Source organism: Ruegeria sp. A4 (assembly GCF_056543025.1).
Genome location: NZ_JBQGAW010000001.1, coordinates 1 through 21737 on the forward strand (window position 1 = coordinate 1; position 21737 = coordinate 21737).

The window sequence follows — 21737 nt, forward strand, 5'->3', positions numbered from 1 at the left end:
CTCGATCTCGTCGCGCTGACGACCCAGTTCCGACGTGATCGAGCCAAAAAGCTCGGGATCACGATCAGAAAGGGACTGGGTGAAAAATCCGGTATCACGAAGATTGGCGTTCATGGGCGCTCCACATGGCTGGGTAAAAATCTTGCGGATTTCCTATCGGAAACGCCACATTCGCAAAAGGCTTAAAGCGACGATTTGGCCCGCTGCGGCGTCAAGACTGGCCTATCGGGGAAAGGTATGTTTGTTTCGGAACCAAATGTGCAGCACCGGAAACCGGAAAACATGAAAAAAAGAATCGCCTTTCTTGCCAGTGAGGTCAAAGTGGCGCAAACGGCCCGGGATGCTCTGGTGTCCAAACACGGTAATGTGGCGCCCCGCGATGCAGATGTTGTGGTTGCTCTTGGGGGTGATGGCTTCATGTTGCATACCCTGCACAACATGCAGCATCTTGATACACCGGTATACGGGATGAACCGTGGCACAATCGGGTTTCTGATGAACGCGTATCACGAAGACGACCTGATGGCCCGCCTGGAGGATGCCGAGGAAGAGGTCATCAATCCGCTGGCGATGCGGGCGATGGATCAGTCCGGAAAGCTGCACGAGGCGTTGGCGATCAACGAAGTGTCATTGTTGCGGGCAGGCCCTCAGGCCGCGCGGCTGAAGATCAGCGTTGATGGCCGCGAGCGAATGGATGAACTTGTATGCGATGGAGCGCTGCTGTCCACAGCGGCGGGGTCCACGGCGTATAACTACTCGGCACACGGGCCTATTCTGCCGATTGGCTCGGACGTTCTCGCGTTGACGCCGATCGCCGCATTCCGCCCCCGCCGATGGCGTGGTGCCTTGCTGCCAAAAATCGCGAAGGTACGGTTCGATGTGCTGGATGCGGACAAGCGACCCGTTATCGTTGCTGCTGATTCCGTAGCTTTCCCAGACATTGACTGGGTCGAAATCCGGTCCGAGCCTACGATTTCACATCGCATTCTTTTCGACCCCGGGCACGGTTTGGAAGAACGACTGATTTCCGAGCAATTCACATAAAACTGTGCCTCTGCGAGGATTTTTTGAAACTGTGTGAAGCAGTTCACAGGGAGTCTTTTAGCAATTGGCTATTGTGAAATTGCCCGGAGAACACGCCAAGGTGGGAGTGAGTGGCCACCTGAACGGCGTATTCGAATGATTGCGCAGATTTTGCGCTGGCGAGGGTGGGTGGTGCTACGCTCGTCATCAGAAATCCGGGCTTATTTTAGCAGTCGGGCCCCGGGTACAATGTCCCGGGGTCTATTTTTGCTGCCACCCTGCAACTCTGGCTTTTCCCAAAGCGGCAGGCACATTTGCCCCACGCGTGCCTCGATTGCCGCGGCCGCATCCACCGCCAGATCTTCGCGCCAGCGCTGTGCCGCAATCTGAACATTGATCGGCTGGGGACCCTTAGGCAATTCAGCCAGCCGGGCCGGGACACATGCCGCAGGCAGGCCCAGAAAGTTCATCGCATAGGAATATACGGCGCACCCCAGAACCTCATGCACTCCGTCGGCGCCTTCGGTGTCCCGGTCAGGTTTGAAGAACGGTTGTGGCAGGAAAGGCGACAGCACCAAAGGGTAATCCTGCAAAAACAGGGACCATTCCCGCGCATAGTGGCTTCGTTTGGCCAGCATCTGAACCATCTCGGTTTCGACAATAGGCGGGAATTCCTGGAAATAGACCGCAAAGATATTCTGAATGGTTTTCGAACCGGCCGCTTCGATATCTGACTGCATGAGCGTGAGCACCTCGCCCATCAGCGTACGGTAACCGATCCGACCGCATTCAAATACATCAGGCGGGTCAATCTCTTGCACCACATAACCCGCATCGGTCAGTGCGTCCCGCGCCGTGTCGAGCGCTTTTTCCACCTCGGGGTGCAGGGCATAGCCGAATGTGTTCTTGGTGAAGGCCACCTTGACGGGCGCGTCGGGATCAGGACCACGCCAGGGCATCGGCACGTGAAACGGGTCACGCGCGTCGGCGGCGATCAGGCTGGGCATGGACAGATGCAGGTCAGCAGCCGACCGGGTTATCAGGCCCTGAACTGACATCGACTGCGCCAGCAAACCGCGTTCGACTTTCTGGCTTGGGTTCCATGCTGGGACACGCCCCAGCCCGGGTTTCACCGTCACGGCTCCGTTGGCCGCTGCGGGAAAGCGAAGGCTGCCGCCGATATCGTTGCCGTGGGCCAGCGCGCCGATTCCGGCCATGACCGCAGCGCCAGCCCCACCGGAAGAGCCGCCGGGCGAGATATGCCGACCCCAGGGGTTGTGCGTGCGGCCATACAGCGGATTGTCCGTGTCGGCGCGGAAAGAGAACTCGGGCGTGTTGGTCCGCCCGACAACAACAGCCCCGGCCTTTAGCAGATTGCTCACAACCGGGGCGTCATCCGGTGCAATCACATCTTTCAATGCGACGACACCGTTGGTTGTGGCATGGCCTTTTTGATCAACGTTCACCTTGATCGTGACCGGCACACCATGCAGCGGACCCGTGGGTTTGCCACCGGCCCGCGCATTGTCCAGCGCTTCGGCACGTTCCAACGCTTGCTCGCGCAGGTCTTCCACCACCGCATTCAAATGCGGGTTGACCTCATCCATTCGCTCGATCGAGGCCCGAACCGCCTCGGTCGCACTCAGGTCGCCGCGTCTGGTCAGGGTGGTCAGGTCTGTGGCGCTGAGACGCCAGATATCGGTCTGTGTCATGGGTCCTCACTGTCTTAACGTGACAGTAGAGGCGCTGCTTCGGGTTGCAAGAGAAGACAAAAAAATGGGCGGCTAATGCCGCCCCCCGGGTTACTTGGCGTAACCGATTGTCTGCAAGGCCTCTTTGATCTCGTCAAGAATGGCTGGATCATCGATCGTTGCAGGCATTTTGTAATCCTGACCGTCTGCAATCGACACCATCGTACCCCGCAGGATTTTACCCGAACGTGTCTTGGGCAACCTATCGACGACGACGGCCAGTTTGAAGGCCGCCACCGGGCCGATCTTTTCCCGCACCATCTTGACGACCTCCTGAACCACGTCGCAATGATCCCGATCAGCGCCAGCATTCAGGCACAGGAACCCAACGGGCATCTGACCCTTTAGCTGATCCGATACACCGATCACCGCGCATTCGGCCACATCCGGGTGAGCGGCAAGCACTTCTTCCATCCCCCCGGTCGACAGACGGTGGCCCGCGACGTTGATGACATCATCGGTGCGGGCCATGATGTAAAGATATCCGTCCTCGTCGATCATGCCGGCATCGCCGGTTTCATAATACCCGGGGAAATGTTCAAGATAGGATTTCCTGAACCGTTCCTCGGCGTTCCACAAGGTCGGCAGGGTGCCCGGAGGCAATGGCAGTTTGACCGCGATGGCCCCCAGTTCGCCGGCTTTCATCGGGTGGCCGCCTTCGTCGAGAATTTGCACGTCATAGCCGGGCATCGGTTTCGCGGGCGAACCCAGCTTGATCGGAAGCTCTTCGATGCCCAGCGGATTTCCGGCGATGGCCCATCCGGTTTCTGTCTGCCACCAATGGTCGATCACCGGAACCTTCAGCGCATCCTGCGCCCAGATGATGGTGTCGGGGTCAGCCCGTTCCCCCGCAAGATACAGTGCCCGCAGATGAGACAGATCATACTTGGCGATCAATTCGCCTTTGGGGTCTTCTCGTTTCACGGCACGGATCGCCGTAGGGGCGGTGAAGAAGCTTTTCACCTTATGTTCAGAGATCACGCGCCAGAAGGTTCCCGCATCAGGGGTGCCGACTGGTTTGCCTTCGAACACAATCGTCGTGTTGCCGTGGATCAGGGGGGCATAGCAGATATAGGAATGTCCAACGACCCAACCCACATCAGATGCCGCCCAGAATACATCACCGGGATCAACGTCATAGATGTTCTTCATGGTCCAGTTCAGTGCCACCAGATGCCCGGCAGTGGGGCGCACGACGCCCTTGGGCGCCCCCGTGGTGCCCGAAGTGTACAGGATGTACGCCGGATCGTTGCCGTCGACGGGAACACATTCCGCCGGTTCGACACCGTACTGGAACCCGTGCCAGTTGTAGTCGCGCCCTTCGATCAACTGAGCAACTTCCTGTTCGCGCTGAAAGATGACGCAGAAATCCGGCTTGTGCTCGGCAAGTTCGATGGCGCCGTCCAGAAGCGGCTTGTAGTGCACGACCCGGCCAGGTTCCAAACCGCAGGACGCCGCAATGACGGCTTTGGGTTTGGCGTCGTCGATACGGACCGCCAGTTCGTTGCTGGCAAATCCGCCGAACACAACGGAATGCACAGCACCGAGACGAGCGCAGGCCAGCATCGCCTCAAGCGCCTCGGGGATCATCGGCATGTAGATGATGACGCGGTCACCTTTCTCGATGCCTTTCGCCCGCAGCGCACCGGCCAGATTGGCCACGCGGTTGCGCAGCTCGACATATGAAATCTCGCGCTTGGTATGGGTGATCGGGCTGTCATAGATGATGGCGGTCTGCTCGCCGCGCCCGTTTTCCACGTGGCGGTCCACGGCGTTCCAGCATGTATTGACCCGTGCGTTGCTGAACCATTCATACAAAGGCGCGTTGTCGTCGAAAAGGGCTTTGCTGGGTTCTTTGACCCAATCGATCCCCTTGGCGGCGCTCATCCAGAACGCCTCGGGGTCTTTCTTCCAACTGTCATAAACGTCCTGATACGCCATCTCGTCCTCCTCACAACGACTTGGTCTTTGTGTTAGGACCCAGAAAACTATCCGGCAAGCGAGTCAAATGACGACGCGTCAGTTTATCGCAAAATATTTGCAGTAATTCGCGCAACAGCTTGCAAATTTTTGCAAACTTCTTTTCCAGCATTGGATTTTCTGCGCCGAAGAGGCCATTTTGCAAACTTGCAAATTCAACCGTGCAAAAGATCACGTCCGAGGCGACTCGGCGCAATGCCAATTCGTCCTTCTTCCGCGTGCCCCATGGCTCCCACGGAGATGCAACGGCATATAGCAGTCAAAAGGTGAGAATTGTGTTAACCGCACCCCCGTGGGGGATGCGGTTTTGGGCGTCGGGCGGCCGGCTTACCCGTAATGCGCCACCGGGGTCCCCGCGATGGCAGCCATGTTCAGCAATCCGCGTGCGGTAATGGACGGGGTGACGATGTGCGCCTTGTTGCCCATCCCCATCAGAATGGGGCCAACTTCGATCCCGTCCGCTTTCATTTTCAGGATATTGCGTACGCCGCTGGCCGCATCCGCATGAGCAAAGATCAGCACATTTGCCGCGCCCTGTAGGCGAGATCCCGGAAAAATCCGCGCCCGAAGATCCGCATCAAGGGCCGCATCCAGGTTCATTTCGCCTTCATAGACAAAGTCGCGCGGTTTCTGGTCCAGGATGTCCAATGCAGCGCGCAGGCGTTTTCCCGATCCTTCCGCCTGATTGCCGAATTGTGATTGCGAACAGAATGCGATCTTGGGTTCGATCCCAAATCGGCGAACATGCCGCGCGGCGCCAATGGTGGATTCCGCCAGTTCTTCGGGCGTCGGCAATTGCCGGACATGCGTATCGGCTATGAACAGGGGGCCGTCTTCCAAAATCATCAGCGACAACGCGCCGTGCGGACGCAGGTTGCCATCGTCAAGCACCTGTTCAACATAGTTCAGATGCCAGCGATATTCGCCGAACGTGCCGCAGATCAGACTGTCAGCCTCGCCCCGATGCACCATGATTGCGCCGATGGCGGTTGTATTTGTGCGCATGATCGCCTTGGCCAGATCCGGGGTCACACCTCGGCGCTGCATGATCTGATGATATGAGCTCCAGTAATCGTAGTAACGCGGATCGTTTTCCGGGTTCACGATCTGGCAGTCTGTGCCCGGGCGTATGGTCAGGCCCAGTTTTTCGCATCGGGATTCGATGACTTCGGGACGTCCGATCAGGATCGGCGTTTCCGTCGTTTCCTCAAGAATGGCTTGTGCAGCCCGCAGCACCCTTTCATCTTCGCCTTCGGCAAATACGATGCGACGGGATGCGACGGCCGCGGCCTCGAATACGGGGCGCATCAAAAGCGCCGACTTGAAAACAGACTGGTTGAGTTTTTCCTTATAGGCCTCAAGATCTTTAATGGGGCGCTTAGCGACGCCGCTTTCCATGGCTGCCTTGGCAACGGAAGATGAGACGACACCCACCAAACGCGGATCAAAAGGTTTCGGAATCAGGTAATCCGGCCCAAAGGTCAGTTGCTCGCCCTTGTAGGCGGCTGCGGCCTCGGCGCTTGTCGTCGCGCGGGCCATTTCCGCAATGCCGTCAACGCAGGCGATCTGCATTGCGTCATTGATCTCGGTCGCGCCCACATCCAGAGCACCCCGGAAGATAAACGGAAAGCACAATACGTTGTTGACCTGATTGGGAAAATCGCTGCGCCCCGTGGCGATGATCGCGTCCGGTGCAACCTCACGCGCGGCCTGAGGCAGAATTTCTGGCGTTGGGTTGGCCAGTGCGAAGATGATCGGACGATCGGCCATTTTCTGAACCATTTCAGGCTTCAGGACATTCGGGCCACTAAGGCCCAGAAACAGATCCGCATCGCCGATTACATCATCCAGAGTCCGCAATTCCGTTTTCTGCGCAAACTGCGACTTGTGCGGGTTCATATCCTCGGCGCGCCCCTCGTAGACGAGCCCGTGAATATCGCACAGCCAGATGTTTTCCTGTTTCACACCCAGTTTCACCAGCATGTTCAGGCAGGCAATCCCAGCAGCCCCGCCGCCGGTTGATACGACTTTGATGTCCGCAAAGGATTTCCCCGCCACATGCAAAGCGTTCTTGGCCGCAGCCCCGACGACAATTGCGGTTCCGTGCTGATCGTCGTGAAAAACGGGAATGTTCATGCGCTCGCGGCACAGCTTTTCGACAATGAAACAATCCGGTGCCTTGATGTCTTCCAGGTTGATGGCCCCGAATGTCGGTTCCAGCGCGCAGACGATTTCCGCCAGCTTTTCCGGATCAGGCTGGTCTACTTCGATATCAAAACAGTCAATACCAGCGAATTTCTTGAACAGGACGGCTTTGCCCTCCATCACCGGTTTCGAGGCTAGCGCTCCGATATTGCCCAGACCAAGAACCGCGGTGCCGTTGGATACCACGGCGACAAGGTTGCCGCGCGCCGTGTACTTTTCCGCGTTTGCGGCGTCGGCTTTGATTTCAAGGCTGGCCTCGGCCACGCCGGGCGAATAGGCGCGCGCCAGATCGCGACCGTTGGCCATCGGTTTCGTGGCCTTGATCTCAAGTTTTCCGGGTTTCGGATGGGCGTGATAGTCAAGCGCGGCCTGTCGCAGGCTGGGGGTGTCAGACATTGAAGTTTCAGTTCCCTCTTAGAATTTGATTTAACATTAAACTATTCGTCCAAGCTTGGCTACGTTGCGTAGTTTTGCCGACGTGGCGCAGTTGCACACCCGAAATGGGTTGAATTTTGACATTTTTTTTTTACATCTAGGCAACTTTGCAAAACGAACAAACACTCAGGCAAGACGAAGCAGTAATGACTTTCAAGGCAAATGATCAGGTCGATGGCCTGTTCTCCGGTTCTGTGGCGGATACCGGAGTTGTGCGGCTCACCCTTTGGTTTGCGGTGCTGTCAAGTGTTGTGCTTCTTGGTGCTGTTGGCATCTGGCCAGAACAGGCACTGGTTTTCAATCAGGAAGGCGGGTTGTTTGAAACAATTTCCGCGGCGTGTTTGTTTGCAGCAGGTATGGCCGCTTTGTGGCGATATCCGGGTGTCACCCGGCTGTATATCGGGCTGACATTCCTGTTGTTGGCCGAGCGAGAGCTGGAAGCAGGCGTTTATCCTGAAGGCAGCTTGCCGTTCATGATCCTTGACGGTCTGGATTCGGTGCTGGACGTCACTCTGGTCAGGGTCTTGCTGGCCTGCGTTGTTCTGGGCGGTGTCATCTGGCATGGGATCCCGACGGGATGGAGTGCTGTCAAGCGGCGCGCGCCCTTTATAATCGTGTTCATTGCTGCCGGCTGTCTTGCCGTCATCGCTCAGCTACTTGAAGAATTCACCGGGCTGCACGGCCAAGCTTTGTCGTCAGTTATGAAGACGCGGCTTTTCGTGATGGAAGAAACGCTCGAGATGTTCTTTTCGATTGGCATTTTGGCCTCTGTTCTGATCGGATGGTCAAAATCGAATTCTGACGAGACATCTCATGACAAAGACATCCGAGCCTTCCCGGACCCAAGCTGAATTTCGTTTGCCTACCCAGGAAATTCGAAACGACATCCCCTTTTATACCAAGGTGTTGGGGATGCAGATGGACATGATCTATCCCGCGGACGATCCGCGCGTCGCAGTGTTTTCAGGGCACGGTCTGCGGCTGCGGATTGAAAAAGACGCGCCCGAAGGTCCGGGAACATTGCGCATCCTGACAGATGACCCGGAAAGCTTTGCAGATGGCCAACGCGTTCTTGTCGCGCCGAATGGGACCCGGATCGAAATCGAAGAGCGTAACCCGCCGCTGGTGATGCCTGAAACAGTTCATTCCTTCGTGGTGCGCAGGCTCAAGGATCAGGCGCCCTGGATCATCGGTCGGGCGGGGATGCACTATCGCGATCTGGTGCCGGATCGTCTGGGCGGATCGATCATCGCCAGCCATATCCGCATCCCGGACGGGGGTCCGGTGCCCGATATGGTGCATTTTCACAAAGTCGGGTTCCAGCTGATATTCTGCATTCATGGCTGGGTGGATGTCGTCTACGAGGATCAGGGAGAAAAAATGCGCCTGACCGCAGGGGATTGCTTTATCCAGCCGCCGGAAATTCGTCACCGCGTGCTCGAGGCGTCAGACAATGTTCAGGTTATCGAGATAGGTGTGCCAGCGGAACATGTCACGGAAATCGACCATGACATGCAGCTTCCCACGCCGCATTTTCGCCCGGACCGTGAATGGCAGGGGCAACGCTTTGTCTTCAACCAGGCCAAGGGCGCTGAATGGGTGCCATTCCGTCTTCCGGGTTACATCTGCCGCGATACGACAATTGCCGAGAACACCAAAGGGGTCGCAGGCGTCCAGGTCGTCCGCAAAGGGCAGGGCGATACCGAATGGGCCAGTCACGATACGGACATTCACTTTACCTTCGTGATGAACGGGGCGGTTACACTGGAAGGCGAGGGGCGCGAGCCCTGCCGGCTGGAGCAAGGAGACGCCTTTGTCATCCCGCCCGGGATGCGCACGCGTTTGTCCTCGCCCTCGGACAACATCGAGTTGCTGGAAGTCACCTTGCCCGGTACGTTCATGACAACACTGGGCTGACTGAAAAACCTTGGCTGGGGGCTTCAATTCCTCGGCCTTTTTACGTAACGATCCAAATTTCTGACCAGATGATCAAAAAACGGGGAATCGCCATGTCGCTCAAAGACGCTGCCTTGTCAGTCCGCGAAAACGCCTATGCGCCTTATTCGAATTTCAAGGTTGGCGCAGCGCTTCGGGCTTCGACGGGTCAGATCTTTTCCGGGTGCAACGTTGAAAACGTGGCCTATCCCGAAGGCACTTGTGCCGAGGCCGGCGCAATCGCCGCGATGGTCGCCGCAGGAGAGCAGGAACTGATCGAGGTCTATGTGGTCGCCTCCAGCCCTCAGCCTGTGCCGCCTTGCGGTGGGTGTCGCCAGAAACTGGCCGAGTTTGGCAAGCGCGATGTGAAGGTTACCCTTGCAACCGTGGACGGCGCTGAATTCGAGACAACCATCGGGGATTTGTTGCCGGGCGCATTCGACGCGTCACATATGGAGGATGTCTGAACGCATGGATGCCCGCTCGATCATAGCAAAACTGCGCAGGCAGGAAGTGCCCGGGCGCGAGGAGCTGATCTGGTTTGCGCAGGGGCTTGCGGATGGAAGCGTCAGCGACGCGCAGGCCGGGGCATTCGCCATGGCTGTCTGCATGGGCGGATTGGGCCCTCGGGGGCGTGCGGATCTGACGATTGCGATGCGCGACAGCGGTGACGTTCTGACCTGGGACGTGGATGGGCCGGTGATCGACAAGCACTCGACCGGAGGGGTCGGGGACAGCGTCAGCCTGGTTCTTGCTCCGGCGTTGGCGGAATGTGGGGCGTATGTCCCAATGATCTCGGGCCGGGGTCTTGGGCATACCGGCGGAACGCTGGACAAGCTTGAGGCGATACCGGGGGTCAGCACTCAGATCGGGCAGGACCGTCTTGCGCAGATTTTACGCGATACCGGCGCGGCCATCGTCGGGGCGACGGGCCAGATCGCGCCGGCAGACAAGCGCCTTTATGCAGTGCGGGATGTGACCGCGACGGTCGAGAGCCTGGATCTGATCACAGCGTCGATCCTGTCCAAGAAACTGGCCGCCAGCCCGGATGCACTGGTTCTGGATGTCAAAACCGGCAGCGGTGCTTTCATGAAAACGATGGAAGATGCCCGCAAATTGGCCACCGCATTGACCCAGACCGCAAACGCAGCAGGATGCCGCACGTCGGCGGTGATCACGGATATGAACCAACCATTGGCCCCGGCGTTGGGCAATGCCTTGGAAGTCGCGGAAGTGATGAAGGTGCTGACCATGTCGAATGCGTCCCCTTTGGCAGACATTTCCGCCGAGCTGGGGGGGGTCCTGCTGACCGATGCAGGAATGTGCGGAACGGTCGAGGAAGGGCGTGAGAAGATCTTTGAAATCATCCGTGACGGCCGCGCTGCCGAACGGTTCGGGCGCATGATGGCAGCGGTCGGTGGCCCGGTTCAGTTTGTCGATACCTGGGCCCGGTTCCTGCCTGAGGCGAATGTCATCCAAGAGGTTCCGGCCCCGCGGGACGGCTTCATCTCGGCCGTTGACGGAGAAGCTCTGGGTCTTGCCGTGGTTGCGCTGGGCGGTGGCCGTCAGGTCGAAAGTGATGAGATCGACCCCTCCGTCGGGATATCCAGTATTCTTCGGCTTGGGGACCGCGTGTCAAAGGGAGCGCCGATTGCAGTGATCCATGCTGCTCGGGAAGATGCCGCGCGCCGAGCCGCAGAAACCGTGCTGAGCGCGATTGAGATCAGCGATACGGCCCCGGCGCTTCCGGATCTGATCCACGAAAGGATCAGCGTATGAGCCGTGCATTTCTCGTCGTCATGGATTCCGTTGGAATAGGCGGTGCGCCTGATGCCGATCGCTTTTTCAATGGCGACGTCCCGGATAGCGGGGCAAATACGCTGGCCCATATCGCGCAGGCCTGTGCCGAAGGGCGGGCCGAAGACGGGCGCTCGGGCCCCTTGAACCTGCCGAACCTCGACGCGCTGGGTTTGGGTGCGGCTGCGCGGCTGGCGTCTGGGGACGCAACCCCCGGATTGAACGCGAAACCCAATGGGCTGTGGGGCTGCGCGCGCGAGCATTCGCCCGGCAAAGACACGCCCTCGGGCCACTGGGAACTGGCAGGTCTGCCGGTGCCGTGGGATTGGCACTATTTCCCGGATACGGTTCCGGCTTTTCCTGCTGACCTGAGCCGCGCAGCGGCCCAGGCCGCCGGAACCGAAGGCATCCTTGGCGATTGCCACGCCTCGGGCACGGCGATCATCGCTGAACTGGGTGCCGAGCATATGCGAACCGGCTGGCCGATCTGCTACACCTCAGTCGACAGTGTGTTTCAGATCGCAGCCCATGAAGAGAGTTTCGGGCTGGACCGTTTGCTGGACATGTGCCGCGCCCTTGCACCGCGCTTGCACGAAATGAAAGTGGGCCGTGTCATCGCGCGCCCCTTTGTCGGCTCGCCAGAGGCGGGATTCGAACGAACAACCAACCGCAAGGATTTCGCCATTCTGCCGCCGGCACCGGTTCTGACCAATTGGGTGCAGGATGCCGGGCGGACGGTGCACGCGGTGGGCAAGATCGGCGACATCTTTTCCATGCAGGGTATCGACACGCTGCGCAAAGGGTCGGACGCTGAACTCATGCGGCACCTTTCAGATCTGGTGGATGACGCCGAAGAGGGCAGCCTGACTTTTGCCAACTTTGTTGAATTCGACAGCCTTTACGGCCACCGTCGCGATATCAGCGGCTATGCCCGAGCATTGGAATGGTTCGATCACGAGATCGGCAAGATTCTGGCCAGGCTGCGCCCCGGCGACCTGTTGGTGTTGACCGCCGATCATGGCAATGATCCCAGCTGGACCGGGACAGATCACACACGTGAACAAGTGCCGGTTCTGATTTCCGGGTCGGGCACGGGGCAGATCGGCCAGGTAGACTTTGCCGATATTGCCGCCAGCATCGCCCATCACCTGAACATTCCGGCGCAAGGGCCGGGAAGGAACTTTCTATGAGCGTCGCCGATCTGCCGAAAATAGAACTGCACCTGCATCACGAAGGCGCCGCCCCCCCGGCATTCATACGTCAGCTTGCGCATGAAAAACGGGTGGATCTGAGCGGTATCTTCAAGCCGGACGGATCCTATGATTTCCGCGATTTCGCGCATTTCCTGAATGTGTATGAAGCTGCTTGCGAAGTCCTGAAGACGCCCGAAGACTTTCGGCGGCTGACATTGGCCATTCTCGAAGAAAGCGCCGAAAACGGTGTCGTCTATTCTGAGACTTTTCTGAGCCCCGATTTTTGTGGCGGCGGCGACCTGCACGCCTGGCGGGACTATCTGAACGCCATTCAGGACGCGGCGGACGAGGCCGAGCGCAATTTTGACATCACCCTGCGCGGCGTCATTACCTGTGTGCGCCATTTCGGCCCCGATCAAGCCAAGCGCAGCGCCTATTGCGCGGCAGAGACTGCGGGCGACTGGATCACCGGTTTTGGCATGGGTGGCAATGAATCCGTTGGCACTCAGGGCGATTTCAAATGGGCGTTCGATTGCGCGCGCGAGGCCGGCCTGCGGCTGACGACACATGCCGGCGAGTTCGGAGGCCCTCAAAGCGTGCGCGATGCCGTCCGTGATCTGGGGGTCGAGCGCATCGGGCACGGTGTTCGCGCCATCGAGGATCCGGACCTTGTTCGCGAACTGGTCGACCGGGACATCACTCTGGAGGTCTGTCCGGGATCGAATGTGGTTCTGGGGCTTTTCCCGGATTTTGCGACACATCCAATCGCGGTCTTGCGTGATGCGGGCGTGAAGGTCACCGTCTCAACGGATGACCCGCCATTTTTTCACACGACCATGCGGCGGGAATATGAAATGCTGAACGCAGCTTTCGGCTGGGAGGCCGAAGATTTTGCGGCCCTGAACGAAACCGCCCTGGAAGCGGCCTTTTGCGATGACGCTACCCGTGCACGGGTCAAGAAAAGACTGGAGAAAACATGAGCGAACATCTGACCATCGTCGATCACCCTCTGGTGCAACACAAACTGACGCTCATGCGGGACAAGGGCACCTCGACCGCCGTGTTCCGGCAGTTGCTGCGCGAAATAACGCTGCTGCTGGCCTATGAGGTCACGCGCGAAATTCCGTTGACCACGCGCCATATCGAAACACCGATGGAAGAAATGGATGCACCCATTCTGGCGGGCAAGAAAATGGCGTTGGTGTCGATCCTGCGTGCTGGAAACGGGATGCTGGACGGGGTGCTGGAGCTTGTTCCTTCTGCGCGTGTCGGCTTTGTCGGTCTGTATCGCGACGAAGAAACGCTTAAGCCCGTGCAGTATTACTTCAAGGCACCCGAGAGCCTGAAAGACCGTTTGGTTATCGCGGTTGATCCGATGCTGGCCACCGGCAACAGCTCGGCCGCGGCGATTGACCTTCTGAAAGAGGCGGGGGCGACGGATATCCGCTTTCTGTGCCTGTTGGCCGCGCCGGAAGGTGTGGCGCGTATGAAAGAGGCGCACCCGGATGTGCACATCGTCACCGCCGCACTGGACCGCGAGCTGAACTCGAAAGGCTATATCATGCCGGGTCTGGGCGACGCGGGCGACCGGATGTTTGGAACCAAGTAAACCGGCTTATTCACCGCATATGTTTTGCAGCCGGACCCAATCACGGTCCGGCAACACCTGTTCCAGTGTCCGGCCGGCCATGGGATCGGCCTCGATCAGGCCCAATACTGACTCTCCGGTAATGTCCTGAGCATAGGCGTAAGGGGTGGAAGGCAGGGCGCTTTGCGAGAACATCGCCAGCAAGTCTTCGTCCGGAAGGGAAGGTCGGGGCTGCGAGAGGACCTGTTCGGTATAGGTGTCGATGATCTCAGGTGTCAGTTCCCCGGTCGTCAACAGCCGAAAGGCCGAGGCCGCCCCGGTTCTGTCCAGCAGATCATCCAGCGGGTCGTTGAGCGCCGTCCGCGCGCGCTCTGCAACAACATAGCCTGCTGCGACGGCAGGGTCTTCATGGTCTTCAACCAGCGCCCGGTTCAACAGAACGGTGCCACCCGGCAAGCTGAGGCTGTCCTGAACGCCGGCGGGCAGAATAACGATCTGCCGTACGCCCGTACGACTGGCCAAGCGATCCAGTGAAGCCTGCGCATCCACGGAAGAACAGGCCGGTCCCGAGACGCGCTCGATCCGACGCAGGATCGTGTCTCCGATTTCCTGTCGTTTGATTTCGGGTACGACCGAGACAACATGGTTTTGCAACGCACCGGGCAGCCAAAACAACAATACGGCCAGAACCGCAGCCACGACGCCTCCGACGCTCATCCAGCGCAAACGGCCGGGATGGGGGCGCGAACGTTCGATGGCACGTTGCAGCCGATCGATCGCTTCAAGCATCGTGGTTTCGGATTCTCCCAGTTCCAGTGTCTCATCCGGATCACCGTCGGGGCAAAAAACAGCCGGAAAGGCACCGGGGTTCTGCCGTTCAAGCGCCGCCAAAGACCAATGCGTCAAAGCCCTGTCATTGAAATCGGAAATGGTTAGGGTCGCCTCGCCAATCGATACCACGACTTCGCGCCGCTGTTCATCGGGCGAAGGGCGCCACAGACCGGTGGCTTCGATCCGCTGGTACTGTTTCAGGGCCGTCATCTGGTTGGGGTCTGCTCGAAATTGTTTTGCCGCAGCTTAGCATGGTGAAAACGCCGTGCGCAAACCTGTTGCGCAGGTATTCCGATTTGTGCTGGATACCCGTCAGGAAAAAGATCGCCGATCTTTGATCGCAACAAGGGCGCGAACATGCAGGCAGACACGACCACCTCTCCGGTGCTGGCTTCAGCCCTTATGGTCGCAGCAATGGCTATTATCGGCGTGATCGACAATGTTGTGATCCTGCTGGCCGAGACGGTCGGGCTGTGGCAATTCCATTTCATGCGGGCATTGCTGATGCTGCCGCTGATTGTCGGGCTGTCCCTTTTGGGGCTGGGCGGGCTGAGGCCGCAACGGTGGAGGGCGGTCATCTTACGCAGTCTTCTGATTACGACGGCCATGTTTTTCTATTTTGCGTCGCTGTCGATGATGCCGATTGCGCAAGCACTGGCAGGGTTATTCACCTCGCCGATTTTCGTGCTGCTGATTTCGTCATTTGCGCTTGGGCAAAAGATTGGGCCGTGGCGCATTCTGGCTGTGCTGGTCGGTTTTTCGGGCACGCTTCTGGTTTTGCAACCCAACCCAGTCGAATTTGACATGCGTTCGGTTTTTCCAATTGCCGCAGGTTTTTTCTATGCCTTGAGTTCGATCATGACGCGGACATATTGCGCGCGTGAAAGCACGGTTGCGATGCTGGCAGCCATGGTTATTACCCTTGGGCTGTCAGGGGCCGTGGGCGCCACCTTGTTCACGGTTGCGCCCGTTGCCACGCTGGACGGGCCGGATGGCTTTGTTACACGGGGTTGGGCCTGGGAAGTGGGGCCCGCGCTGCCATGGATTGTTGTTCAGGCCGTCGGGTCGACCATTGCGGTCTTCATGCTCATCAAAGCCTATCAGGTAGGCGAAACCTCTTACGTGGCCGTGTTCGAGTATTCGGTGATGATCTTCGGGCCGCTCTTTGCATTCGTCGCACTGGGTCAGACCCTCGATTTGATGCAAGTGTCCGGGATTGTCCTGATCGCGGCGGCAGGGGTTTTGCTGGGCTGGCGGGCCAGGCGGTCATCCACCCAGCAGGAACTTGCCTGACACGTACAACAGCGCACTGCCAACGGATTTTGCGGCTGCAACCTCAACAAGCGGGTTCATTTCAACGGATCAGGTGCAGATGGATTCGTAAGTTCCATGCATGCTGACCGTTTCGGAAATTGCACAAAAGCCTGTTTTTGCCTTGTGAGTGTTCACCAAATCGCCCTGGGAATGCGCTGAGACAGTCCAAATTGGGCATAAATATGTCCGAAATAAGACAGGCCCGATTTTTGATGTTAGCTGTTTGGCATAGTGAGTTTGTGCCAAAGGGGGTTAGGCACGTGTCTGAAGTTACGAGTATTTCTGTTTATCTTGATCAGTCGTCGGAAACTGATCCATCCGGTTTGAACCACGCGGTGAACGCGCGCCGTGGTGGTTTTTTGAGCGGCACGAAGGTTGCGACGACCAGCGGGTGGAAACCGGTTGAGCGCATTGCAGTCGGCGATCTGGTCCGAACTCTGGATCACGGGTTCAAAGAGGTGCGCCGCATCTCGACCAGCGTCGTGGTCATTCCTGCCGAAGAGCGCCGTTCCCAGTATTTGCCGGTTTTCGTACCGGCACGCGCCGCGTATAACGGGCGCCCCGTTTGGCTGATGCCCGAACAGGGCATCGCTCTGAGCCTGTCGCAGATTGATGCCGATGTCAGCGGATGTTCCGTCGTATCCGCAAGACTGCTGAATGGCGTGGGTCGGTTTATGTCGCAGGCACCGGGATCGTCGTTTGAGGTCCGTTCCCTGTTTTTCGACGAAGATCAGGTGATTTTTGTCGAGGGCGGCCTGCAAGCTTACTGCCCTTCCGGCCTGTTCAACATGCGCGGCAGGGTCAGCGGGGCTGGTTACGATGTCGCCGATGAAGAGACCGGCACAAAGCTGGTCAACCTGATTGCAAGCAGGGGCGATATGTCGGCCCTTGCCAATCCATTGGGTGCCCTGCCTGCACCCATTCCGCAGGAACCGATATTTCCGATCCGTCCGCCCTCTGGGGTCAGGCGGCCGGGTCGACCGGGGCGTCCAAACGCACCGGTGCTGTTTTTGCGGCCCGAATGGCAGATCTAACCAAACACTGACAAAAACGATGCAGGCGCGTGAACTCACGCGCCTGCATCACTGTTTCAGGCAGCTTTTGCTTCGGGGTTGAAGCGCCCGTAGAAGGTTTGACCCTTCTCGGCCATCTCACGCAGCAGCGGCGGGCAGGCAAAGCGTTCGCCATATTTCTCGGCCAGCTGATCACATCTTTCGGCTGCGTAGGTCGTGCCGATGATGTCCAGCCAGCTGAGTGGGCCACCGGACCACGGCGCAAAGCCCCAGCCCAGAATGGCGCCCACGTCGCCTTCACGGATGTCTTCCAGCACACCTTCTTCCAGCGCCCGAACCGCTTCCAGAACCTGCGCGAACATCAGGCGCTCCTGTACTTCGATCAGGTCGGGCTGGTCTTTGGCAAGTGGATACTTCTCTTGAAGACCCTTCCAGTATTCGACGCGTTTGCCCTTTTCGTCATAGACGAAGAAGCCGGCGTTTGCCTTGCGGCCCAGGCGGCCCTGTTCTTCCATCCAGAAGATCAGATCGTCCGAGGGGCTTTCCGGATAGGTATTGCCCATGGCTGCCTTGGTCGCACGGGCGATCTTGGCGCCCAGATCAATCGAGGTTTCATCGGTCAGCTGGATCGGACCAACCGGAAAGCCCAACTGACGTGCGGCGTTGTCGATCAGCACGGGGCTCACGCCTTCGGTGATCATCCGTGCGCCTTCGTTGATGTAAGGAATGATGCAGCGATTGGCGTAGAAGAAGCGCGCATCGTTGACCACGATCGGCGTCTTGCGGATCTGGCGCACGTAGTCGAGCGCTTTGGCAACGGCGCGATCACCGGTTTCCTTGCCCTTGATGATCTCGACCAGCAACATCTTCTCGACCGGCGAGAAGAAGTGGATGCCGATGAATTGATCGGGACGCACGCTTGCCTTGGCCAGATCGGTGATCGGCAGGGTCGAGGTGTTCGAGGCAAAGATGCAGTCTTCCGGGATGATCGCCTCGACCTTTTTGGTCATCTCGGCCTTTACGCCCATGTCTTCAAACACGGCTTCGATGATCAGGTCACACCCTTTCAGATGGTCCAGATCCGGTGTCGCCGTGATGCGGGCCAGCATGGCCTCTTTCTTATCGGCCGTGACCTTGCCGCGCTTGATACCCTTGTCCAGATAGGTTTCGGTATAAGCTTTGCCTTTGTCGGCTGCCTCTTGATCGCGGTCGACCAGAACGACTTCCATGCCAGCTTGGGCAGAAACCAGCGCGATACCGGCCCCCATCATGCCAGCGCCCAGAACGCCGATCTTCTTGACACGCTGATCGGGCACATCTTTCGGGCGGACCGCGCCTTTTTCAAGCGCTTCCTTGTTGAGGAACAGTGACCGGATCATCGCCGACGAGGACGGGTTCATCAGAACGTTGGTGAACCAGCGGGCTTCAATTTTCAAAGCGGTGTCAAAGTCGACCAGCGCGCCTTCATAGATCGCGCTCAGAAGGGCTTTGGCCGCAGGGAAGGCGCCTTGCGTTTTCCCATGAACCATGGCGCTCGCGCCAACGAAGGTCATGAAACCGGCAGGGTGGTAGGGCGCGCCACCGGGCATCTTGTAGCCCTTCGCGTCCCAGGGTTTCACCAGGTCGGCGTCCTTGGCATTCAGAACCCATTCCTTGGCCGCAGCGACCGGATCGTCGGCAACTGCGTCGATCAACTGCGCGCCCTTGGCCTTGGCCGGATCCATCATCTTGCCTTCAAGCAGCACCGGGGCCGCCGCCATGGCGCCCACCATGCGGCTGTAACGGATGGTGCCGCCGCCGCCGGGGAAGATGCCCAGCAGGATTTCGGGCAGCCCGATCTTGGACTTTGGATTGCTTGTCATGACGCGGTGATGACATGCCAGTGCGATCTCGGTCCCGATCCCGGCGCAGGTTCCGTTGATCGCGCAGGCGATGGGCTTGCCACCTTTCTTGGTCTTGGGGTCCATGCCCGCCAATTCCAGCTTGCGCAGGATGTGATGTCCGCCCATGACGAAATCAAACAACGCCTGCGCAGGTTCGTCCCCGGCTTCCTGACGGATGGTGGCCAATGTGTTCAGGTCCATTCCGCCGGCAAACGAGCCTTCCTTGCCCGAGGTAATGACAATACCTTTGATCTCGTCGTCGCTCAGGGCCTGATCAATCAGTTGGCTGACTTCTTGAAAAGCCTCGCGGGTCAGCACGTTCATGGATTTTCCCTGGGCGTCCCAGGTCACAAAGGCGACGCCGTCCGCGTCTTTGGTCAGAGTGAAATCAGTCATTGTCATCTCCAATCTGGTCAGCCGTCAGCGGGCTGCCGTCTTTCCGGGTGAAAGAGAATCCGTTTTCATCATCCTTCACCATCATGTCTATGTCGCTGTAATAGCCGGTCTCGGTCGGGGTCCGTGTGCCCACCACCAGAAAGGTCGCGGGCGCATCGGTCTTGTTCACAAGGTGGTGGCCATTGGCCTCACCAGCGGGCCAAGCGGCGCAGTCACCGGGCAGCATCTCATGCTCACCATCGTCATCGATCAGCACGCATTTGCCGCTGAGCATGATGGCAAACTCGTCCTGCTCCATATGGTAGTGGCGCAGCGACGAGAGGCCCCGAGGCTCCAGCCGCACGATGTTGACCCCGTACTGGGTCAGCCCGCCCGCATCCCCGACGCGCTGCACAAAACGACCAGCGGTCGCCTCGGCCAGCTTGCCCGGATAGGACGAGCCCCCCTTGAACGGGATCTGAGAGAGATCCAGCTTGGGCATCAGACCCGCTCGATAATCGTTGCCGCACCCATGCCGGACGCAATGCAGAGCGTGGCCAGACCGGTTTCCTTGTCCTGACGCTCCAGTTCATCCAGCAAGGTGCCGATGATGATCGCACCGGTTGCGCCCAGCGGGTGACCCATCGCGATCGAGCCGCCGTTGACGTTGACCAGCGCCGGATCCACATCAAAGGCCTGCTGGAACCGCAGCACGACCGAGGCAAAGGCTTCGTTGACCTCGAACAGGTCCAGATCGCTGATCTTCATGCCGTTATCGGCCAGGATCTTCTCGGTCACAGGAACCGGGCCGGTCAGCATGATGGTCGGGTCGGTGCCGATTTTGGCGGTGGCCTTGATGCGTGCGCGGGGTTTCAGGCCGTATTTTTCACCAAATTCCTTGTTGCCGATCAGCACGGCCGCAGCCCCATCCACGATGCCCGAGCTGTTGCCCGCATGGTGGATGTGATTGATACGCTCAAGATGTGGGTATTTCAGCATCGCCACCTTGTCGAAACCGGGCATCTGCTCGCCCATCATCTGGAAGGACGGGTTCAACGCGCCAAGGCTTTGCATGTCGGTGCCCGGCCGCATGTACTCGTCGCGGTCCAGAATGGGCAGGCCGTTCTGGTCTTTGACCGTGATGATCGACTTTTCGAACCGGTTTTCCGCCCAGGCTTCCGCCGCGCGCTTTTGCGACTCAACCGCCAGAGCGTCCGCGTCATCGCGGCTGAACCCGTATTCCGTGGCAATGATGTCGGCCGAGATGCCCTGCGGCACAAAGTAGGTCTCCATCGCCAGAGAGGGGTCAACGGCAATCGCCGCCCCGTCGCTGCCCATGGGAACACGGCCCATCATCTCGACGCCACCGGCGATGTAGGCGTCGCCAGCTCCGCCCTTGACCTGGTTTGCGGCCAGGTTCACGGCTTCCATCCCGCTCGCGCAGAAGCGGTTGATCGCCAGGCCGGGGATCGACTGGTCCAGATCCGAGGCCAGAACAGCCGAGCGCGCCAGACAGCCGCCTTGCTCCATCACCTGCGTGACGTTGCCCCAGATCACGTCCTCGACGGCGTGGCCTTCCAGGTTGTTGCGTTCCTTCATCGCGTTCAGGGTCAGGGCGGACAGGCGTACCGAGGTCACCTCGTGCAGGCTGCCATCCTTGCGGCCCTTGCCGCGCGGGGTGCGCAGGGCGTCATAAATATAAGCTTCGGTCATGGGTCTTCTCCTCAAGCTCGATCCGACGGGTTGCCGGGCATCAGGTCATAGGGGTGTTTCCAGCCGGGCTGTTCGGACAGGCGAGTCAGCCAGGCGTCGATGTTGGGCCAGTCGGCACGGTCAAAGCCGAATGGTTCGGGGTAATACAGATAGCCGCAGCAGCTGAGATCGGCGTTGGTCACGCCGTCGCCGACGATCCAGTCGCGGCCTTCCAGATGCGCGTTCAGCACCTGATAGGCAGCCTTCAGGCGGCCCTGGTTGAAGGCGATCACATCCGGGTTGCGGTGCTGTTCGGGCAGAAAGTTGATCAGGAACCGGGTCAGGCCCGCCATCGAGCTGAGCTTGTGATTGTCCCACAGCACCCAGCGCAGGATGTCATAATTCTCTTCCCGGCTCTTGCCGCCGAACTTGCCGGATTTTTCAGTCACATAGGCTTGAATGGCACCGGATTGGGAGGTTTGGAAATCGCCATCGACCATGAAGGGCGCTTCGCCCATCACGTTGATTTCCGAACGGAATTCGGGGCTGCGGGTGACGCCGTTGAAGAAATCGACAAAGACCGGTTCCCAATCGAGGCCAGACATTTCCAGCGCCAGAGCGGCCTTGTAGGAATTGCCGCTTTCTCCGAAGCAGTGCAGTTTAATGGTCATGCAATCGCCCCTCCCGTGGCGTTTTGTGCGTCTTTCACCCTAGCTCGGCGG

General features: G+C 58.8%; 19 protein-coding genes. 10 read left to right on the forward strand and 9 right to left on the reverse strand.

Annotation, left to right across the window (positions count from 1 at the left end; all coding sequences use genetic code 11):
- Positions 1 to 282 precede the first annotated feature (282 nt).
- Positions 283 to 1044, forward strand: coding sequence for an NAD kinase (locus tag ACR0E2_RS00005; protein ID WP_253283451.1), 762 nt, complete (start codon positions 283 to 285; stop codon positions 1042 to 1044).
- Between the two features lie 200 nt (positions 1045 to 1244).
- Here the strand turns inward: ACR0E2_RS00005 and ACR0E2_RS00010 are convergent, their stop codons facing one another.
- The 4 genes from ACR0E2_RS00010 to ACR0E2_RS00025 form a co-directional block, all read right to left on the reverse strand.
- The gene (locus tag ACR0E2_RS00010) at positions 1245 to 2735 is read right to left on the reverse strand and encodes an amidase family protein (RefSeq protein WP_480444569.1); all 1491 of its coding nucleotides are present in this window, start codon (positions 2733 to 2735) and stop codon (positions 1245 to 1247) included.
- Positions 2736 to 2825: 90 nt separating this feature from the next.
- The gene (gene prpE / locus ACR0E2_RS00015) at positions 2826 to 4715 is read right to left on the reverse strand and encodes a propionate-CoA ligase PrpE (protein WP_480444571.1); all 1890 of its coding nucleotides are present in this window, start codon (positions 4713 to 4715) and stop codon (positions 2826 to 2828) included.
- Positions 4716 to 4725: 10 nt separating this feature from the next.
- Positions 4726 to 4956: a hypothetical protein gene (locus ACR0E2_RS00020; protein WP_152457408.1), complete on the reverse strand. Its 231-nt coding sequence runs from the start codon at positions 4954 to 4956 to the stop codon at positions 4726 to 4728.
- Between the two features lie 125 nt (positions 4957 to 5081).
- Complete coding sequence (locus ACR0E2_RS00025; RefSeq protein ID WP_480444573.1) at positions 5082 to 7355, reverse strand: NADP-dependent malic enzyme; 2274 nt, start codon at positions 7353 to 7355, stop codon at positions 5082 to 5084.
- A 185-nt stretch (positions 7356 to 7540) separates the two neighbouring features.
- On the opposite strand from ACR0E2_RS00025, the gene ACR0E2_RS00030 reads away from it, so the two are divergent.
- From ACR0E2_RS00030 to upp, 7 genes are all read left to right on the forward strand, one after another.
- Entirely contained in the window at positions 7541 to 8245 is a 705-nt protein-coding gene (locus ACR0E2_RS00030) for a hypothetical protein (RefSeq protein ID WP_480444575.1), read from the forward strand.
- Positions 8208 to 9311 carry a cupin domain-containing protein gene (locus tag ACR0E2_RS00035; protein WP_480444577.1) on the forward strand — a complete coding sequence of 368 codons (1104 nt, stop codon included), beginning with the start codon at positions 8208 to 8210 and terminating at the stop codon, positions 9309 to 9311. Before ACR0E2_RS00030 ends, ACR0E2_RS00035 begins: the two co-directional genes overlap by 38 nt.
- 68 nt (positions 9312 to 9379) lie before the next feature.
- Positions 9380 to 9796: a cytidine deaminase gene (locus ACR0E2_RS00040; RefSeq protein WP_480444579.1), complete on the forward strand. Its 417-nt coding sequence runs from the start codon at positions 9380 to 9382 to the stop codon at positions 9794 to 9796.
- 4 nt (positions 9797 to 9800) lie between these two features.
- Entirely contained in the window at positions 9801 to 11108 is a 1308-nt protein-coding gene (locus ACR0E2_RS00045) for a thymidine phosphorylase (protein WP_480446162.1), read from the forward strand.
- Positions 11105 to 12316 carry a phosphopentomutase gene (locus ACR0E2_RS00050; protein ID WP_480444581.1) on the forward strand — a complete coding sequence of 404 codons (1212 nt, stop codon included), beginning with the start codon at positions 11105 to 11107 and terminating at the stop codon, positions 12314 to 12316. The genes ACR0E2_RS00045 and ACR0E2_RS00050 overlap by 4 nt, the downstream gene beginning before the upstream one ends.
- A complete protein-coding gene (locus tag ACR0E2_RS00055; RefSeq protein ID WP_480444583.1) occupies positions 12313 to 13299 on the forward strand; it encodes an adenosine deaminase in 987 nt (328 codons plus the stop codon). The genes ACR0E2_RS00050 and ACR0E2_RS00055 overlap by 4 nt, the downstream gene beginning before the upstream one ends.
- Positions 13296 to 13928, forward strand: a complete 633-nt coding sequence (upp, locus tag ACR0E2_RS00060) for a uracil phosphoribosyltransferase (protein WP_152457415.1) — start codon at positions 13296 to 13298, stop codon at positions 13926 to 13928. The genes ACR0E2_RS00055 and upp overlap by 4 nt, the downstream gene beginning before the upstream one ends.
- A gap of 6 nt (positions 13929 to 13934) precedes the next feature.
- Here upp and ACR0E2_RS00065 read toward each other — a convergent pair whose 3' ends face one another.
- Positions 13935 to 14948 (reverse strand): hypothetical protein, encoded by a 1014-nt coding sequence (locus ACR0E2_RS00065; RefSeq protein ID WP_480444585.1) that lies wholly within the window; start codon positions 14946 to 14948, stop codon positions 13935 to 13937.
- 147 nt (positions 14949 to 15095) lie between these two features.
- Between ACR0E2_RS00065 and ACR0E2_RS00070 the strand changes: the two genes are divergently transcribed.
- Both ACR0E2_RS00070 and ACR0E2_RS00075 read left to right on the forward strand, forming a co-directional pair.
- Positions 15096 to 16031, forward strand: coding sequence for a DMT family transporter (locus ACR0E2_RS00070; protein WP_480444586.1), 936 nt, complete (start codon positions 15096 to 15098; stop codon positions 16029 to 16031).
- Between the two features lie 281 nt (positions 16032 to 16312).
- Entirely contained in the window at positions 16313 to 17086 is a 774-nt protein-coding gene (locus tag ACR0E2_RS00075; protein ID WP_480444588.1) for a Hint domain-containing protein, read from the forward strand.
- A 56-nt stretch (positions 17087 to 17142) separates the two neighbouring features.
- Here ACR0E2_RS00075 and ACR0E2_RS00080 read toward each other — a convergent pair whose 3' ends face one another.
- The 4 genes from ACR0E2_RS00080 to ACR0E2_RS00095 are packed head-to-tail and all read right to left on the reverse strand — an operon-like array spanning position 17143 to position 21686.
- A complete protein-coding gene (locus ACR0E2_RS00080) occupies positions 17143 to 19344 on the reverse strand; it encodes a 3-hydroxyacyl-CoA dehydrogenase NAD-binding domain-containing protein (RefSeq protein ID WP_480444589.1) in 2202 nt (733 codons plus the stop codon).
- Positions 19337 to 19825 (reverse strand): cupin domain-containing protein, encoded by a 489-nt coding sequence (locus tag ACR0E2_RS00085; RefSeq protein WP_170347235.1) that lies wholly within the window; start codon positions 19823 to 19825, stop codon positions 19337 to 19339. Before ACR0E2_RS00085 ends, ACR0E2_RS00080 begins: the two co-directional genes overlap by 8 nt.
- Complete coding sequence (locus ACR0E2_RS00090) at positions 19825 to 21036, reverse strand: acetyl-CoA C-acetyltransferase (RefSeq protein WP_152457420.1); 1212 nt, start codon at positions 21034 to 21036, stop codon at positions 19825 to 19827. The genes ACR0E2_RS00085 and ACR0E2_RS00090 overlap by 1 nt, the downstream gene beginning before the upstream one ends.
- 11 nt (positions 21037 to 21047) lie before the next feature.
- A complete protein-coding gene (locus ACR0E2_RS00095) occupies positions 21048 to 21686 on the reverse strand; it encodes a glutathione S-transferase family protein (protein WP_480444591.1) in 639 nt (212 codons plus the stop codon).
- Positions 21687 to 21737 lie beyond the last annotated feature (51 nt).

Excerpts from the sequence above, each read along its gene's own strand:
- ACR0E2_RS00095 (WP_480444591.1), bottom strand. The coding sequence starts at position 21,686 with ATGACCATTAAACTGCACTGCTTCGGAGAAAGCGGCAATTCCTACAAG.
- ACR0E2_RS00035 (WP_480444577.1), top strand. The coding sequence starts at position 8,208 with ATGACAAAGACATCCGAGCCTTCCCGGACCCAAGCTGAATTTCGTTTG.
- ACR0E2_RS00090 (WP_152457420.1), bottom strand. The coding sequence starts at position 21,036 with ATGACCGAAGCTTATATTTATGACGCCCTGCGCACCCCGCGCGGCAAG.
- ACR0E2_RS00030 (WP_480444575.1), top strand. The coding sequence starts at position 7,541 with ATGACTTTCAAGGCAAATGATCAGGTCGATGGCCTGTTCTCCGGTTCT.
- ACR0E2_RS00070 (WP_480444586.1), top strand. The coding sequence starts at position 15,096 with ATGCAGGCAGACACGACCACCTCTCCGGTGCTGGCTTCAGCCCTTATG.
- ACR0E2_RS00045 (WP_480446162.1), top strand. The coding sequence starts at position 9,801 with ATGGATGCCCGCTCGATCATAGCAAAACTGCGCAGGCAGGAAGTGCCC.
- ACR0E2_RS00005 (WP_253283451.1), top strand. The coding sequence starts at position 283 with ATGAAAAAAAGAATCGCCTTTCTTGCCAGTGAGGTCAAAGTGGCGCAA.
- ACR0E2_RS00040 (WP_480444579.1), top strand. The coding sequence starts at position 9,380 with ATGATCAAAAAACGGGGAATCGCCATGTCGCTCAAAGACGCTGCCTTG.
- ACR0E2_RS00080 (WP_480444589.1), bottom strand. The coding sequence starts at position 19,344 with ATGACTGATTTCACTCTGACCAAAGACGCGGACGGCGTCGCCTTTGTG.
- ACR0E2_RS00085 (WP_170347235.1), bottom strand. The coding sequence starts at position 19,825 with ATGCCCAAGCTGGATCTCTCTCAGATCCCGTTCAAGGGGGGCTCGTCC.
- ACR0E2_RS00010 (WP_480444569.1), bottom strand. The coding sequence starts at position 2,735 with ATGACACAGACCGATATCTGGCGTCTCAGCGCCACAGACCTGACCACC.
- ACR0E2_RS00050 (WP_480444581.1), top strand. The coding sequence starts at position 11,105 with ATGAGCCGTGCATTTCTCGTCGTCATGGATTCCGTTGGAATAGGCGGT.
- prpE (WP_480444571.1), bottom strand. The coding sequence starts at position 4,715 with ATGGCGTATCAGGACGTTTATGACAGTTGGAAGAAAGACCCCGAGGCG.
- ACR0E2_RS00025 (WP_480444573.1), bottom strand. The coding sequence starts at position 7,355 with ATGTCTGACACCCCCAGCCTGCGACAGGCCGCGCTTGACTATCACGCC.
- ACR0E2_RS00065 (WP_480444585.1), bottom strand. The coding sequence starts at position 14,948 with ATGACGGCCCTGAAACAGTACCAGCGGATCGAAGCCACCGGTCTGTGG.
- upp (WP_152457415.1), top strand. The coding sequence starts at position 13,296 with ATGAGCGAACATCTGACCATCGTCGATCACCCTCTGGTGCAACACAAA.
- ACR0E2_RS00055 (WP_480444583.1), top strand. The coding sequence starts at position 12,313 with ATGAGCGTCGCCGATCTGCCGAAAATAGAACTGCACCTGCATCACGAA.